General features: G+C 32.6%; 14 protein-coding genes. 5 read left to right on the top strand and 9 right to left on the bottom strand.

What is annotated here, in order from left to right; translation table 11 throughout:
* Positions 1-153: 153 nt before the first annotated feature.
* Entirely contained in the window at positions 154-1,149 is a 996-nt protein-coding gene (locus tag HMPREF3058_RS02665) for a metal ABC transporter solute-binding protein, Zn/Mn family (RefSeq protein ID WP_002498112.1), read from the bottom strand.
* A 256-nt stretch (positions 1,150-1,405) separates the two neighbouring features.
* On the opposite strand from HMPREF3058_RS02665, the gene HMPREF3058_RS02660 reads away from it, so the two are divergent.
* Genes HMPREF3058_RS02660 through HMPREF3058_RS02650 form a run of 3 tightly spaced genes read left to right on the top strand, consistent with a single transcriptional unit; the run spans position 1,406 to position 4,739 of the window.
* Complete coding sequence (locus tag HMPREF3058_RS02660; RefSeq protein WP_070731107.1) at positions 1,406-2,512, top strand: NAD(P)/FAD-dependent oxidoreductase; 1,107 nt, start codon at positions 1,406-1,408, stop codon at positions 2,510-2,512.
* Positions 2,506-3,888, top strand: a complete 1,383-nt coding sequence (locus tag HMPREF3058_RS02655; RefSeq protein ID WP_002500541.1) for a nucleoside recognition domain-containing protein — start codon at positions 2,506-2,508, stop codon at positions 3,886-3,888. Before HMPREF3058_RS02660 ends, HMPREF3058_RS02655 begins: the two co-directional genes overlap by 7 nt.
* Positions 3,858-4,739 (top strand): CobW family GTP-binding protein, encoded by an 882-nt coding sequence (locus HMPREF3058_RS02650; protein ID WP_002437714.1) that lies wholly within the window; start codon positions 3,858-3,860, stop codon positions 4,737-4,739. The genes HMPREF3058_RS02655 and HMPREF3058_RS02650 overlap by 31 nt, the downstream gene beginning before the upstream one ends.
* 144 nt (positions 4,740-4,883) lie before the next feature.
* On the opposite strand, the gene HMPREF3058_RS02645 is transcribed toward HMPREF3058_RS02650, so the two are convergent.
* Complete coding sequence (locus HMPREF3058_RS02645; protein WP_083315458.1) at positions 4,884-5,672, bottom strand: tandem-type lipoprotein; 789 nt, start codon at positions 5,670-5,672, stop codon at positions 4,884-4,886.
* A gap of 213 nt (positions 5,673-5,885) precedes the next feature.
* Complete coding sequence (gene gehD, locus HMPREF3058_RS02640) at positions 5,886-7,817, bottom strand: YSIRK domain-containing triacylglycerol lipase GehD (RefSeq protein ID WP_070731101.1); 1,932 nt, start codon at positions 7,815-7,817, stop codon at positions 5,886-5,888.
* Positions 7,818-8,305: 488 nt separating this feature from the next.
* Between gehD and HMPREF3058_RS02635 the strand changes: the two genes are divergently transcribed.
* Positions 8,306-9,493: a cysteine protease staphopain gene (locus HMPREF3058_RS02635; protein WP_002437704.1), complete on the top strand. Its 1,188-nt coding sequence runs from the start codon at positions 8,306-8,308 to the stop codon at positions 9,491-9,493.
* Between the two features lie 17 nt (positions 9,494-9,510).
* Positions 9,511-9,828 carry a staphostatin A gene (locus tag HMPREF3058_RS02630; RefSeq protein ID WP_001830557.1) on the top strand — a complete coding sequence of 106 codons (318 nt, stop codon included), beginning with the start codon at positions 9,511-9,513 and terminating at the stop codon, positions 9,826-9,828.
* A 107-nt stretch (positions 9,829-9,935) separates the two neighbouring features.
* On the opposite strand, the gene HMPREF3058_RS02625 is transcribed toward HMPREF3058_RS02630, so the two are convergent.
* From HMPREF3058_RS02625 to HMPREF3058_RS02600, 6 genes are all read right to left on the bottom strand, one after another.
* The gene (locus HMPREF3058_RS02625; RefSeq protein ID WP_002484649.1) at positions 9,936-10,622 is read right to left on the bottom strand and encodes a 6-carboxyhexanoate--CoA ligase; all 687 of its coding nucleotides are present in this window, start codon (positions 10,620-10,622) and stop codon (positions 9,936-9,938) included.
* Positions 10,615-11,748, bottom strand: coding sequence for an aminotransferase class I/II-fold pyridoxal phosphate-dependent enzyme (locus tag HMPREF3058_RS02620; RefSeq protein ID WP_002437695.1), 1,134 nt, complete (start codon positions 11,746-11,748; stop codon positions 10,615-10,617). The genes HMPREF3058_RS02625 and HMPREF3058_RS02620 overlap by 8 nt, the downstream gene beginning before the upstream one ends.
* A gap of 10 nt (positions 11,749-11,758) precedes the next feature.
* On the bottom strand, positions 11,759-13,114 hold the full coding sequence (gene bioA, locus HMPREF3058_RS02615) for an adenosylmethionine--8-amino-7-oxononanoate transaminase (protein ID WP_070731098.1): 1,356 nt from the start codon (positions 13,112-13,114) through the stop codon (positions 11,759-11,761).
* Positions 13,107-13,778, bottom strand: coding sequence for a dethiobiotin synthase (bioD, locus tag HMPREF3058_RS02610; RefSeq protein WP_002437691.1), 672 nt, complete (start codon positions 13,776-13,778; stop codon positions 13,107-13,109). Before bioD ends, bioA begins: the two co-directional genes overlap by 8 nt.
* 338 nt (positions 13,779-14,116) lie before the next feature.
* A complete protein-coding gene (locus HMPREF3058_RS02605) occupies positions 14,117-14,269 on the bottom strand; it encodes a beta-class phenol-soluble modulin (RefSeq protein WP_002437688.1) in 153 nt (50 codons plus the stop codon).
* A gap of 256 nt (positions 14,270-14,525) precedes the next feature.
* The coding region (locus HMPREF3058_RS02600) for an LPXTG cell wall anchor domain-containing protein (protein ID WP_070731095.1) at positions 14,526-14,736 on the bottom strand (211 nt) is incomplete at its 5' end.

The following is a 14,736-nucleotide window of genomic DNA, read 5'->3' as shown; positions in this document are numbered from 1 at the left end:
ATTCTTTATTCCACTCTCACAAAACTAACTAGAGTTGACAGCCTTTAACATTCCCAAGTAATCAACTCAGTCAAACGAAAATACTTCCACATCTGAACATATCATTTCTGTCAATGTTTCTTTGATGTCGTCTTTTTTATATTTTAAATAGATTTATTCATTTTGTAGGGCTTTTTCAATAGCTTTAATATTTTCTTTCATAAATGATTGGTAAGTATTTTTGTCATCATCTTGTTGTTTTGTGTGTGATCCCATATTGTAAAATTTAATTGTTTTAGCATTTGTCTCTTTTCTTACCGTATCTGCTACTTTATGAGATACATTTTCTTCTATTAAAATATTTTTCACTTTATCTTCTTTAATTTGTTTAACAATATTTGTTAAATCTTTTTGGCTTGGTTCTTCCGCATTCATATTTTCAATGCCTTCTTGTTCAAAATGATAGCGTTCAGCTAGATAACCTATAGAGTCGTGTGAAATATAAACAGTTTTATCTTCATTACCTTTCACAGCATGTTTCATATCTTTATCTAGGTCTTTTAACTCTTTAACTAGTTGGTTGTAATTCTTTTCATAATAAGATTTATGTTTGCTATCTTTCTCAATCAATTCATCTTTAATCGCTTTAGCAAATTTTTGACTTACTACAGGATCCAACCAAATGTGTGGGTCGTATTTTCCATGGTGATGATGTTCATGTTCGTGTTCATCTTCATGTGATTCACCATGTTCGTGACCTTCTCCGTGCTCATGTTCATGTTCTTCGCCTTTTAATAAATCTTTATTTTTATCTAAAGTCGATTCTAGTGATAGTGTTTTATCTTTATCATTTATAGCTTTAGCGATTTTCTTAGCTACGGGATCTAAGTTATCACCAGTATATAAGAATAAGTCTGATTTCCCAATATCTACCATTTGTTTTTGACTTGGATCATATGTATGTGGATCTACGCCTTTAGGGTAAACCGATTCAACATTTACATATTTACCACCAATTTGCTGTGCAAATGATTTAAGTGGATAGACTGTTGTCTTCACATCTAATTTTCCTTTATGATCAGATGACTGATTATGACTATCTTTACCGCAAGCAGCAAGTGCCAATGTTAGTACTGCTACAAAAAATAAAATTAAACCTTTTTTATACATGTATACATCTCCTAAATCGAAATTGTTACGCTTTAATATTTACATTATTTTTTATTATTGTCAACGGTAATATTTAATCTCTAAAAAGTCTGAAAAAAGCAAAAGTTTTCTATTTGATACATTTATGCACAACATAATCACGCAGTTGCATAAACTACTGTTACTTTTTCATTTGAAATGTAATAGCATTATCGCTATACTTTTAAATCGTAATAATTACGTTTTTCAGAAATAAATTCAGAAAGGATGTGTTACCATGTCTCATCATCGCATCATCATCATCGGCGCAGGAGCCGCTGGTGTGGGTATGGCAATCACTTTACAAGAATTCAATATTAAAGATGTTCTAATCATTGAAAAGGGAACCATCGGTCATTCATTTAAACATTGGCCTCTATCAACAAAGACCATCACACCATCATTTACAACTAATGGTTTTGGCATGCCAGATATGAATGCAATAGCTAAAGATACATCACCTGCCTTCACTTTCAATGAAGAACATTTATCTGGAAAACGTTATGCTGAATACCTCTCACTAGTAGCTACGCATTACAATCTAAATGTCAAAACAAACACCAATGTTTCACGTGTAACATACATAGATGGTGTATATCATGTATCAACGGACTATGGTGTTTATACCGCAGATTATATATTTATAGCAACTGGAGACTATTCATTCCCATATCATCCTTTTTCATATGGACGTCATTACAGTGAAATTCAAACATTCACTCAATTAAAAGGTGATGCTTTTACAATCATTGGTGGTAATGAGAGTGCTTTTGATGCTGCCATAAACCTTAGTCAAACAGGCGCAAGAATATCAATATATACATCTAAAACTGGACTTAAAAAGGAAGATGCAGACCCAAGTATAAGATTATCACCATATACTCAACAGCGATTACAGAACGCTATACAAGAGGGTGCATTAATTGAAATGCATGTGGGCTACCGAGCACACAAAGTAACATATCAAGATCATTCCTATAAGATACACTTTGATAATGGGCATATTGTTCACTCTCATACTGAACCGATTATCGCAACTGGATTTGATGTCACCCAAAATCCTTTAATAGAGCAACTATTTCAAGTACGACAATCAGAAATTCAGTTAACAGAATTGGACGAGTCTACAAAGTTTCCTAATGTATTTTTAATTGGTGCTACTGTACGTCATCAAAATGCCATTCTTTGTTACATATATAAATTCAGAGCACGTTTTGCAGTATTAGCACGCATAGTAAGCCTACGCGAAGGCTTACCTGAAGATGCGTCTTTAATTCAGTCATATCGTCAAAAAAATATGTTTCTAGACGATTATAGTTGTTGTGATGTGAATTGCACATGTTAAAAGTAACCTTTAATTTACGTGATGGGACGTTTACTGACATTCCAGATGATGCACATTACTTTTTAATTGAAGACTATGACAAATTAACTCCCAGTCAGCAAACTTTATTAAAACGTTACATTATCAAACATCAATTAGATATTTCATTACAACATGCTATTCTTTCATCTCCACTCCATAGTTTAAATATGATTAAAAAGTTAGAGACTTTTGTTAAGGAGAGCAAAGCATACCATCCTCAATTTCACAATATTATTTGTGGATGGTGCTTTATTGTACTTATGTTTGCTTTACCCATCTACTTGTCTTATCACGTTTCAGACGGATTACAATACTACGTGTCACACTGGTTAACTAAACTATCCCAAATATCATTATTTCAAGAAAATAAGCTACAACATATTTTATTCGGTCATTATGGTGTCATTTCTTTAGGTACATATTCATTCGTCTGGGCGTTACCAGTTGTTTTCATGATTAGTTTATCTACAGCTCTTATAGATATAACTCATTTAAAGCATTATATCGTTTGGTCTATCGAACCTACGATGATGAGACTTGGTCTTCATGGATCAGATATCATACCCTTGTTAGAAGGATTTGGTTGTAATGCTGCTGCCATTACTCAAGCTACACATCAATGTCATCGTTGTACAAAAGTACAATGTATGAGCTTGGTAAGTTTCGGAACTGCATGTAGTTATCAAATTGGTGCGACATTATCGATATTCAACGCAAGCCACCGCTCTTGGTTGTTTTTGCCATACATAGGCATGGTTTTCTTAGGAGGAATCATACATAACAAGCTGTGGTATAGTCACCGAACATCTATAACAACACCATCAGTTTTTCAACGACAACTCGTACGTTGGCCTAAACCAAACCTACTCTTAAAAGCAGCGTGGAAAAGTATTCAAATGTTTATTGTACAAGCCTTACCTATTTTTATAGGAATTTGCCTTATTGTAAGTCTATTGTCTCTTACGCCTATTTTGACTTTTATATCAAATGCATTCATACCTTTATTATGGCTACTAGATGTACCTACACAGCTTGCACCAGGTATTCTGTTTTCAATGATACGTAAGGATGGGATGTTGTTGTTTAATATGAATGGCGGTACTTTAATTCAAAGACTTTCCGCATTCCAATTATTGTTGCTAGTCTTTTTTAGTTCAACATTTACAGCATGTTCAGTAACAATGACTATGCTCATGCGTCGACTCGGTTCAATTCTAGGAATTAAAATGATAATGAAACAAATGGTATCGTCCACAATTTGCGTCACCATACTAGTCATAGCAATGTTAAGCATAACTAAAATTTCAGACTTAGGAGTGATGTTATGGAAATCATTATTATCGGTGGTTTTTTAGGAAGTGGCAAGACCTCAGCAATAAATCATTTAATCGCTGATGCACTTGAAAACAACTTAAATCCTGCTGTTATTATGAATGAATTTGGAAAAAGAAGTGTTGATGGCCAACTTATAGAACGTCCTGAAGTACCTATGAGTGAAATCACTGAAGGATGCATTTGTTGTGTGATGAAATCAGACGTATCACAACAACTACATGAACTATACTTAAAATATCAACCAGATATCATCTTTATTGAATGCAGTGGTGTAGCTGAACCACTAGCTGTCGTCGATGCATGCTTCACACCCGTACTTGCACCTTTTATCACTTTAAGGAGTATGGTGGGAATTATTGATGCAAGCATGTATTCACGAATTAAATCTTATCCACAAGACATTGCAGCTCTATTTTATGAACAACTTCGTCATTGTTCGACTTTATTTGTTAATAAAATAGATAAGATAGAGGTGGAAGAAACCGCCCGCTTGCTACGTCAACTCGAGCGTCTCAATAGCGATGCCAATATTCAAGTTGGTCAATTTGGAGAATTAAATTTAAAATCACTGCTAGAGCCAACACATATAAATTCAAATGCATGTGGCACTTTGCATAGTAATATAAATCATCAATTCATTGAAAATCCTAGGCTACAAACAAAAGAAGAAATGATTAGTGCGTTAGATAACTTGCCTCAAGATGTTTACCGTGTCAAAGGGTTTGTTCGTTTTTCAGATCAGCAACACGTTTATTTAGTACAGTATGCACAAGGAAATATAGAATTATCTCCCATTCAACTTAAAGCTGATGTACCATTGTATCTCATTGTTATAGGAAAACATTTAAAACAAATACAACTTGATTTATAAAAGCACATCTCTCAATCATCAGTTTAACTTTATACATAAACAAACCTCTAAATGCCTTTTGTTCATTTAGAGGTTTTTGGTACTTATTTCTATTGTTCGTCTTTTATTAACGTTTGCGCTTTTGAACTGATTCCATGCTTACTTTTACTCATTATTTACATCACTTGGATTAAATTCCAAACTATCCGCAAAGTAGATGCTTTGTTCTTTGTTGTCGACGACAAAAGAAAACTCGATTTCTTTATAACCTATAGATGAACCTTTAAGATCACCATCCCCTTTTAATATTAGTTTAGGAGCTCTCTTAATCGGAATATCATACCTCTTTCTGAGTTGCTTCACATTGTCATCTTCATTACTTAATTGGTACTCTGCCGAATAGCTTGGTACGTTTGGGTTATAAGACACATTTCCATTCTTGTAGTCTTTTAAATTTTTAAAATTTCCATATTGAGAGAAAAACTGAAAGTTTTTAATTTCATTTTTTAATTTTTCATCGGCGATAGGTTTAGTCGGTTCAATTTTATTGTTTTTAAGGCGAACCGGATATTCTTTATCTTTACTGTGCACTCTCCCTTTTTTATCTTCTGTAATTATATTTGTATAAAAATGACCAGTCGTCTTTCTAGTATTTCTATTCATATACAAAACCATACCTCTAGATTTCATCGCTTGACCTTTTTTCTGAATATTCATTTCTGAATTAATAATCCATGTCCCTTTGTCCTCTTTTTCAAATTCTTCATCACGATAGCCTTCTTTATCGTATAAATCTTCTAAATTTTTAATTGGATACATACTTAATGTTTTATTAAAATTTTCTTTAATTTCCGCTTCTTTATTATTTTCTTTATTCATAAATCCACATCCGCCAATAAAAAACGTTAATATTAAAATGCTTATGTAAGAAATGCACTTCCCATAATATTTCATCTTTTCACATCTCTCTATTATTGTATACATTTATTAAATATACATTTTATTGATATAAATATAAGGTTATAAAAAATCAATTTTATATTATAAAATCATTCATACACATTCAATTTAATTTATTTATATATTTTTTCGGCGAAACAATCAAAAAACCTCATTAAATGTACCGCAATCATACATCTAATGAGGCTATTATCGTTCTTTTAATCGCTACTTACGTGTAATACCATCTAACTCTTCGACTTTCAACATATTATTTATCATACTCATATAGAATTGACCTAATTCTTCTCCAGTTCGCTTATAATCAGTAGTATCTAAGCCGACTAAATCTAGATGATCCCAATCATATTGTACGGGTCTCACTTGCCAAATACCCTTGTCAGTTGCTAGGTTCATCATACCTACCTTCTTAAATGCTTCATCACTTGGATGTAGTGAAGAAGACACAGGTACTATGCCATCATTTACTCTGACATTTTTATTATCATCTCCACCTATCACACGACTTGTTAAATCGAATAGTGGGAATTGTCTAATATTCGGCACTTCATTGCCTAATGGTCCAGTATGTGTTGCAGCACCTGTATATGATGTATAGACGATATTAGGATTCAATGTCGTCATTTGGTTTAACTTTTCTGCTCCAGCAGTTGTTAAATCATTTACAGCCTGATCTTCAGTCTCCCAAACTTTACTATTCGCTATACGTTTTGCATATTCAGCATATGATTCATTAGGTTGCTGTTTGAAGCCCCATTGAGAAAAACCTAGTTCTAAATCGAGCGCTTTAGTTCCACCAATTTTTCCAATTCTATTAATTGTATCTTTAATAAATTTAGTCGACCCTAGTTTATCTGCAGCAGGTGTGCCATTATGAGGCGTTCCTAATGTAGTAATCGTAGACACCATATTATCTTGTCCACCTTTAAACAAATCGGATACCGTACCACCATATTGACGTTGATAGTCTATTTCTTCTTGATTTCCATTTCTTAAAAAATGTTCCATCAAGCGTATCGTTTGGCCACCCATACTATGTCCAACAAGATGTATCTTTTTACCTGGTTCCCAATCAGGCATGATGCCTTCATATGTTCTGCCATAACGCTTGTGACCATATTTTGCAGCATGTGCAGCACCATAATCTACTCGTCCACCTTTAATATAATAATACAATTCAACAGCACGGTCATAATTGCTGCTAAATGCCCCTACATTGGCTTCGTGAACTCGGTAACCTAATTTTGTAAGTTCTTGTTTCACGTTATATTTAGTACCACCCCAATAATTTGGGTACATGCTGAATGCATCTTCACCGACTAAACCTACAAATCCATGTACAAACACGACTGGATATTGATTTTTATATTGAGCTTGCGCAGTAAGTTGATTGATATGTTTAGTTTGTTTTGATTTCACAACGCGTGGTGAAGTTAATGATGTTTGCTTTTTTTGATTTGTTTTAACTGTTTTATCAGTTTTTGTGTTACCTATTTTGTGTACTTTAGAAGATGGTTGTTTTACTGTTTTATCTCTATCTTCTATAGACTGTGATTGTTTAGGTTGTGTTCCTTTTGAAGATGAGTCTTGAGTTTGATCAGATGGGTGTTGCTTTTTATCTGATGAATCTTGATCATTATTTTGGTTTTGAGTATTAGGTTGATGTCCTGTTTGTGAGTGTTGATTATCTTTAAACTGTTGTTTGCCTTTATCATCTTGATTTTGGCCTTTTGGATATGTATCCTGACGTGAATTTGGGGTAACATGATTGTCTTTTGATTGTTGTTCCATTGAAGTTTGTTTTTGGTCATTTAATGGTGACGTTTGTGTTGAATCTTGTTGTATTTGATTACTCTTTTTTTGTACATTGCCATCAGATTGATTCTCTTGACTAGTCTTTGATTGGCTCGCTGTCTCACCCTCTTGATTCAATTCGTAAGATAAATGAGTTGTATCTTCTTTGTGTTCAACTTGTTCTGTTTGTTGTGACTGTTCGTTAGAATCTGATGATGATTGTGTCATTTCAGCAGCTTGAGCATGCTGACCACTGACAAATATTGTAATCCCAGTAATGATTGACACGACTCCCACCGTGTACTTCCTAATGCTAAATCTTCTTGTTTCATTATTATTTTTCAAAAAATCACCTCTATAAGTTTTTCCCCCTATAAAAGATGAAAATATAACTGTTATGTATAGATTAACATAAAAATATAAATTACTTTAGTTTATTTATTAAAACTTTGTAAACTTTACATTTTGAATTATTAAAAATAATAAATACTTAAATATAATTATTATGTGTATACACAATATTAAAATTGATTGATAACATATTGAAAATGTTTTTCATTACACATGATGAAGAAGCATGAGCACTTGATAATAATTAGAAGTGATAATTATAAACATTTGCTTCATAGTCGTGTTAAAAGTATAGACATCATGTCACTATATCCATCCATTATTCCATTATAATTTATATCAATTTAATTTTGTTCAATTTATATTTTTAACGTATAAGTATTATAACTTAACGTTTAGGAAATAAATGAATTATATTTTAAAATAAATGTTATATTCAGTTTGAAAGAGTTGCAAAAAACTTTAGTAAAGGAGTACTTTTTATGAAGAAAAAATTAAGTTATATGATTACCATTATGCTTGCTTTTACGCTAAGTTTAGCACTTGGCCTATTTTTCAATAGTGCTCACGCCGACTCGTTACCACAAAAGAATGGTGCAAACCAAAAAACAACTAAAGTCACTGTCAGTAATAAAGACGTTCCAGATGCAGTTCGCAAACTTGCTGAAGAACAATATTTATCTCGTGTAGCTTTATTAGATAAAGCTTCCAACCACAAAGCAACATCGTATACACTTGGTGAACCTTTTAAAATTTATAAATTTAATAAGGAAAGCGACGGCAATTATTATTATCCAGTGCTCAATAAAAAAGGAGATGTCGTTTATGTAGTAACAATTTCTCCTAATCCTTCAAATTCTAAAGCTTCAAAACAGCAAAACAATTATTCCATTAATGTTTCTCCATTTCTTTCTAAAATATTAAACCAATATAAAAATCAAAAGATAACAATTTTGACTAATACAAAAGGATATTTTGCACTTACTGAAGATGGTAAAGTGACACTTGTGCTTAAAACGCCACGTAATAATGAAAAAACATATGAAAATGCCACTGAATCCACTAAACCTAAAGATTTAAATGATTTTAAACAAACTGCATCAGTAACAAAACCAACTTTAGAATATCAAAGTACACGAAATGAAATGTACGCAGAATATGTAAATCAATTAAAGAATTTCAGAATACGAGAAACACAAGGGTATAATAGTTGGTGTGCCGGCTATACCATGTCAGCACTACTCAATGCCACATATAATACAAATCGATATAATGCAGAATCAGTAATGAGATATTTACATCCTAATTTAAGAGGTCACGACTTCCAATTTACAGGACTAACATCTAACGAGATGCTTCGTTTTGGTAGATCACAAGGCAGAAATACTCAATATCTTAATAGAATGACTTCATATAATGAAGTAGACCAATTAACAACTAATAATCAAGGTATAGCTGTATTAGGTAAGCGTGTTGAATCAAGCGATGGTATTCACGCTGGACATGCCATGGCTGTGGCTGGTAATGCTAAAGTTAACAACGGACAAAAAGTCATTTTAATTTGGAACCCATGGGACAATGGTCTCATGACTCAAGATGCACATAGTAATATCATTCCAGTATCAAATGGCGATCACTATGAATGGTATGCATCAATTTATGGTTATTAATATAGAAAGGTGTGCTTATGCATAATTACAACAACATTAACATCGTAAGTGATGATTCAAAATATCAAGAAATTTGTTGGTTCCATACATTAGAAGGTATTTGGCACCCTGTAGAAGTAGAAACTTCACCATTAAATATTACATTTAATAAAGAGATAACACCTAATTACGTTTGTACGTTAATAAATGAAGATTCCAGAAAAATAATTTTAAGTAATGTAGACAATCCGAATATCATTATTGAAATGATTCTTATTAATTCAAAAAAATTGGTTTTTAATGCTATAAGTAAAGAAGGCTTAGGTACTTCGCCTAAAATCACGTTTACAAAATAATTTATACCCTGTAACTCTTTCATTAAAAAATAATATGATATAACTAAAAAGCTCCCAGTAAAGGTCACATTTTAAATGCTTTCTTTACTGGGAGTGTTTATTATTACTTATTTTTCTATGATTTCTTTAGGTACTGTTTCTAAAAAGGAAACATATTCATTTAAATTTATTCCTTCGTCTACGAAGATAATTCTTCCTCCGTGACGCGTACCTTTTTCTTTAATATTAAAGATTCTACGATATCCTAACTTAGGCGACGCAAAATATCCAGTCGTGTAATGCAAATCGTCTGATACACATAGTTCTGCTTTTACACCTTCAAATGCATTGATACAAGTTGCAAGTGCACGTGCATCTTTTACTCTTTCTGATATTTCTCCATTACATTTGCATGTTTTAAATGCTAATTGTGTTACCCTGATACCTCGTTGTTCAGTGCTATCAAGTCGTTGTCCGGTTTGTGCAGATAGAATAATGGCTCCAGTATAAGTAATATCATTTTTTATAAATTCTAACCCTTTGTTTAGCGCATATTCAGAAACACCTGTTTGTTTTGCTAATTGTGTTAAAGTATCGTTTAGATTTTCAACCACTGGTAATGCTACTAACGTTTGAATCGGTGCCTTAACCTTTTCAATTTTCAAATTTAAGAAATCTATATTTCCATTTTCATGATTAAAGGCTTTATTAAAATATTTTTTTAAATAATTTTCTAAATCCTCAAATTCACACATTGTTTCAGCACCGCTAATATGAATATCTTCGTGGCTTGCACGCATTTTTATACTATACATAGCTATCACCTTCATCGTATTGTTTCATTACATTGAAAAGTCGATCAATATCATCTGTGTCATGAAAATAGGATAATGAAATTCTTAATGTTGGCTGTGACACTGTTGGATACCTTAAATAACTGACAAATATACCATGTTCAAATAACATGTCGTATTGTGCTTGTGCTGAAGCCAAACTATCACAAACGATATTTTTGATAGGTGTATTAGATAATGGTTGATCGGGAAATAATTCCATGAATTGGTGATTAAAATATTCACTAAGTACATTCAACTTCTCTCGTCTGTATGTATCTTCAATCACATGTTGTAAGCTCACTTGAATAAAATACAAATGATAGCTAGGTAAACTACTCGAGTAGATAAGCGAACGACCTTTATTAATGATTAAATCTTTTATATCTTTTGAACTGAATATGACGCCACCATGGGCTCCCCACGCTTTAGATAAACTTGAAGTAACTATGTCAATGTCTGCATGATACTCAAAGAGATTTAATCCTAAACTATGAGATGCGTCAATAATTAAAATCGCATTGTAACGTTGCTTGAGATGTACTAGCCTATTAATATCTGCTTTAGTGCCATTAGTAGAAAACACACTATCAGAGACAATTACTTTTTGAACATCTGGATTGGTGTGCCGTGCTAAATGACTTTCCAGGTCATCATAGTTTAAATGTTGATAAATCACTTTTGATAAACCACTTAATTTAATACCGTCTATTATACTGGCATGATTCTGTTGATCCGAAAAAATAACAACATTATTATTTTTAAAAATATTAAATACCGCCAAATTCGCATCGTAACCACTATTAAAAATTAAGGCGTCTTCAAAATTAAAATGCTCGCTAATTGCCTGTTCTAATTGCTGATAAACGACTGAGTTGCCACTCACTAATCTAGAACTTGATAGATGGATACTATATGTCTTTATAAAATCTAAGAAATTTTGAGGTTGATATTCAAGTTGTCCTATACCGAGATAATCGTTCGAAGTAAAATTAATATAAGATTGGTCATTGATATAAATATATTGTTTTTCTACGGACTGAATCGGCTGAAGCTCTCTATATAAAACTTTATCTTGAATCTGTTTTAACTGTGCTTTAATGTCCATAAATCCCCTCTTACTTCTTACCCAATGTTTGATGTAAGGCTTTGTTGAAAATTTTAACCATTTTTTTAATTTCTTTATTAGACATACTTAAAATAGGTACGAAAGTGATGACATTTTCCAAATTACGAATCATCAATCCATTCTCTTTACATCGACGTATAATCAGTTCTACAGTTGGAATATCGAGTGGTGTCTGCGTTGATTTGTTTTCAACTAATTCCACACCATACATTAATCCCCGCCCTCTAATATCTCCAATATTTTTATGAGGTTGAAGTGCCTCTAAGCGTTGCTTTAATGTTTGAGATGTCTTTTGAATGTGCCCAATCAGATGCTTCTTTTTAAAAAGATTAATATTCTCAAGTGCTACGGAACAAACTAACTGATTACCTGTATATGTATGACCGTGGAAAAACGTATTCTTACCGTGACTCTGACCTAAAAAAGCATCATATATCTTTTGAGATGTTAAAGTTGCCGCTAACGGTAAATAACCACCTGTAATCGCCTTACCCAGACACATAATATCTGGTTGTACATCTTCATGGTTACAAGCAAACATTTCTCCCGTACGTCCGAAACCAACAGCTACTTCATCACAAATTAGTAATACATCATATTTTCTACATAACTGTTCTACAGCTTTCAAAAAACCATGCGGATGAACGAATAAACCTGTTGCACCTTGTATAAGTGGCTCTAGAATAAATCCTACTATTTCATCATTTCTCTCAGATAATATATTTTCAATTTGATTCAGTATTGAATTAAGCATTTCCGCTTCATTGCGGTACTTACTTTTATATAAACACGGTGTTTCTATCTGTATATTTTCAAAAATAAGGTCTTTAAAAATTTTGTGGAAACTATCGATACCACCAACGCTAACAGAACCTATTGTATCTCCATGATATCCATGATGTAATGTAAGAAATTTATTCTTCTTCGCATATCGTTTAGCATCGATATTCTTCCAATATTGATAAGCCATCTTAATAGCAATCTCTACCGACGCACTCCCTGTATCGGAGTAAAACACTTTTTGTAATCTATCTGGTGTTAATTTGACTAACTGTTCGGCTAGCTCAATCGATGGAATATTAGACGAACCTAATAGCGTAGAATGGGCAATCTTATCAAGTTGTTTATGAATAGCTTTATTTAACTTTTTATGCTGATGTCCATGCACATTGACCCATAATGACGCATAACCATCTAAATATTTATTACCTTCAGTATCGTATAAATAACTTCCGCGACCTTTTTCAATAATAATATTGTCATTTTTAGCATAGACTCCCATCTGTGTGAATGGGTGCCATACATACTGTGCATCTTTATGATTTAACTCTCGTGTATTAGCCATTGGATCCTCCTATAATTCGTTGTATAAATGCTTCGGAAAAGCTTTCTTGAGTCGCTTGATGACCTAACGTATAAACAGACTTGTGTATTAATTTTTCAATGGTATGTAAATTATCCTGTTCAATAGCACTATCAGTATAGTTATTCATGATTACCACGTTCGGGGGAAGTTCTTGATGATCAATATATTTCTGGTGAACGATGGCATCATTAATCGCACCTAACTTTGAAGGTAAGACACTCACAATGAAATCCGATGTGTCTTTAATTAAATCTGTTGTCATATAAAAATGGTCACTGTATTCATAGATAGGCACTGCAATACCGCCCGCACCTTCAATGAGAATCATATCGAATTGTGCTTTTAGTGATTCGAGTTTGTCTATCATTGTTTGATGGTTCAATTGCTGATGCCTTTCAATTTTGAATGCTAAATGTGGTGAAACTGGATCTTTGAATGTGTAAAGAGACGTAACGTCATAGTCTAAATCGCATTCGTTTTTATAAATTTCTAAATCTGGGTATCTACCTCCACCAATTTCTTCAGTTTGAAAAGGTTTGAAAATACATACCCGATATCCCCTCGTTCTTAATGCTTTATAGAGATATTTAGTGACATACGTTTTACCGATGTCAGTATTCGTTCCAGTTACAAATATATTCATGTTTATCATGTCACCTATCTTTAATGTAAACTTATTACATTTTAAAGTTTACATTTAGAATATGAAGGTTGCAAGTGATAACAATAAGTAGGTAAAGTGTGTGATTAAATGAGGAAAGTAAAAGAATTTCGAGAAATGGTACGTGCTACATATTTTAGATGTGAAGATAAACATAATTTTTGAATTCATTGTTACAAAATAAGGATAGAAATAATTTGTATAAGAGGACAATTAGAAGATTCATTCTAGCAATGGCGATTATTGCAAAAAAATACACCTGAGACTATCATTGATGTCCCAGATGATTATAAATAAAATCATTCATATGCGTATCAATATTAATAACCAAATGCGTGAGCAATATCTTGAATGATGCCACCTGCATTAGCTACGATGTTAACGATACTTTTTGCTAATTCAGCACCATCTTCTGCTTGTGCTGCTGTTACTGTATCCACAATCGCTTCGCCTAATTTAGAAACGTGTTCCATTAAGTTATCCCTCCCTCATTTCGTATTCAATGGTAGAATAACACTCATTTGAGAATAATCTAACACTCTATCGACTAAATTCACAAATTAATTTCAAACAATATGTTTTAATTGCCTTGAATTGAGCGGCAATTAATAATATGAGTTTTACAATTAACCCTCAAAATGTTTTAACACAATAACTTCAATACTTAATAATCATATACCAAAACTGCCATTAACTAATAAGTTAATGGCAGAAAGTTTTTATATGAAATTATTTTTCATTACCTTTTTTACGACGACCAAATATGAACAATGATCCGACAATTGCTAATAGAGATCCGACTAAAGTTCCCTCATTAGCTTGACGATTTTCACCTGTATCAGGTAATTGATTTTTATTATCTGTTGAATGCATTGATCTATTTGGTTGTTCTGGTGCACCTGATTGTGCTGGCGTACCTGGTTCCGCTGGTTTACCTGGT

It is taken from the genome of Staphylococcus sp. HMSC068G11, from assembly GCF_001815825.1.
Lineage (GTDB): Bacteria > Bacillota > Bacilli > Staphylococcales > Staphylococcaceae > Staphylococcus > Staphylococcus epidermidis.
This window is presented reverse-complemented; position numbering and strand designations above follow the sequence as displayed.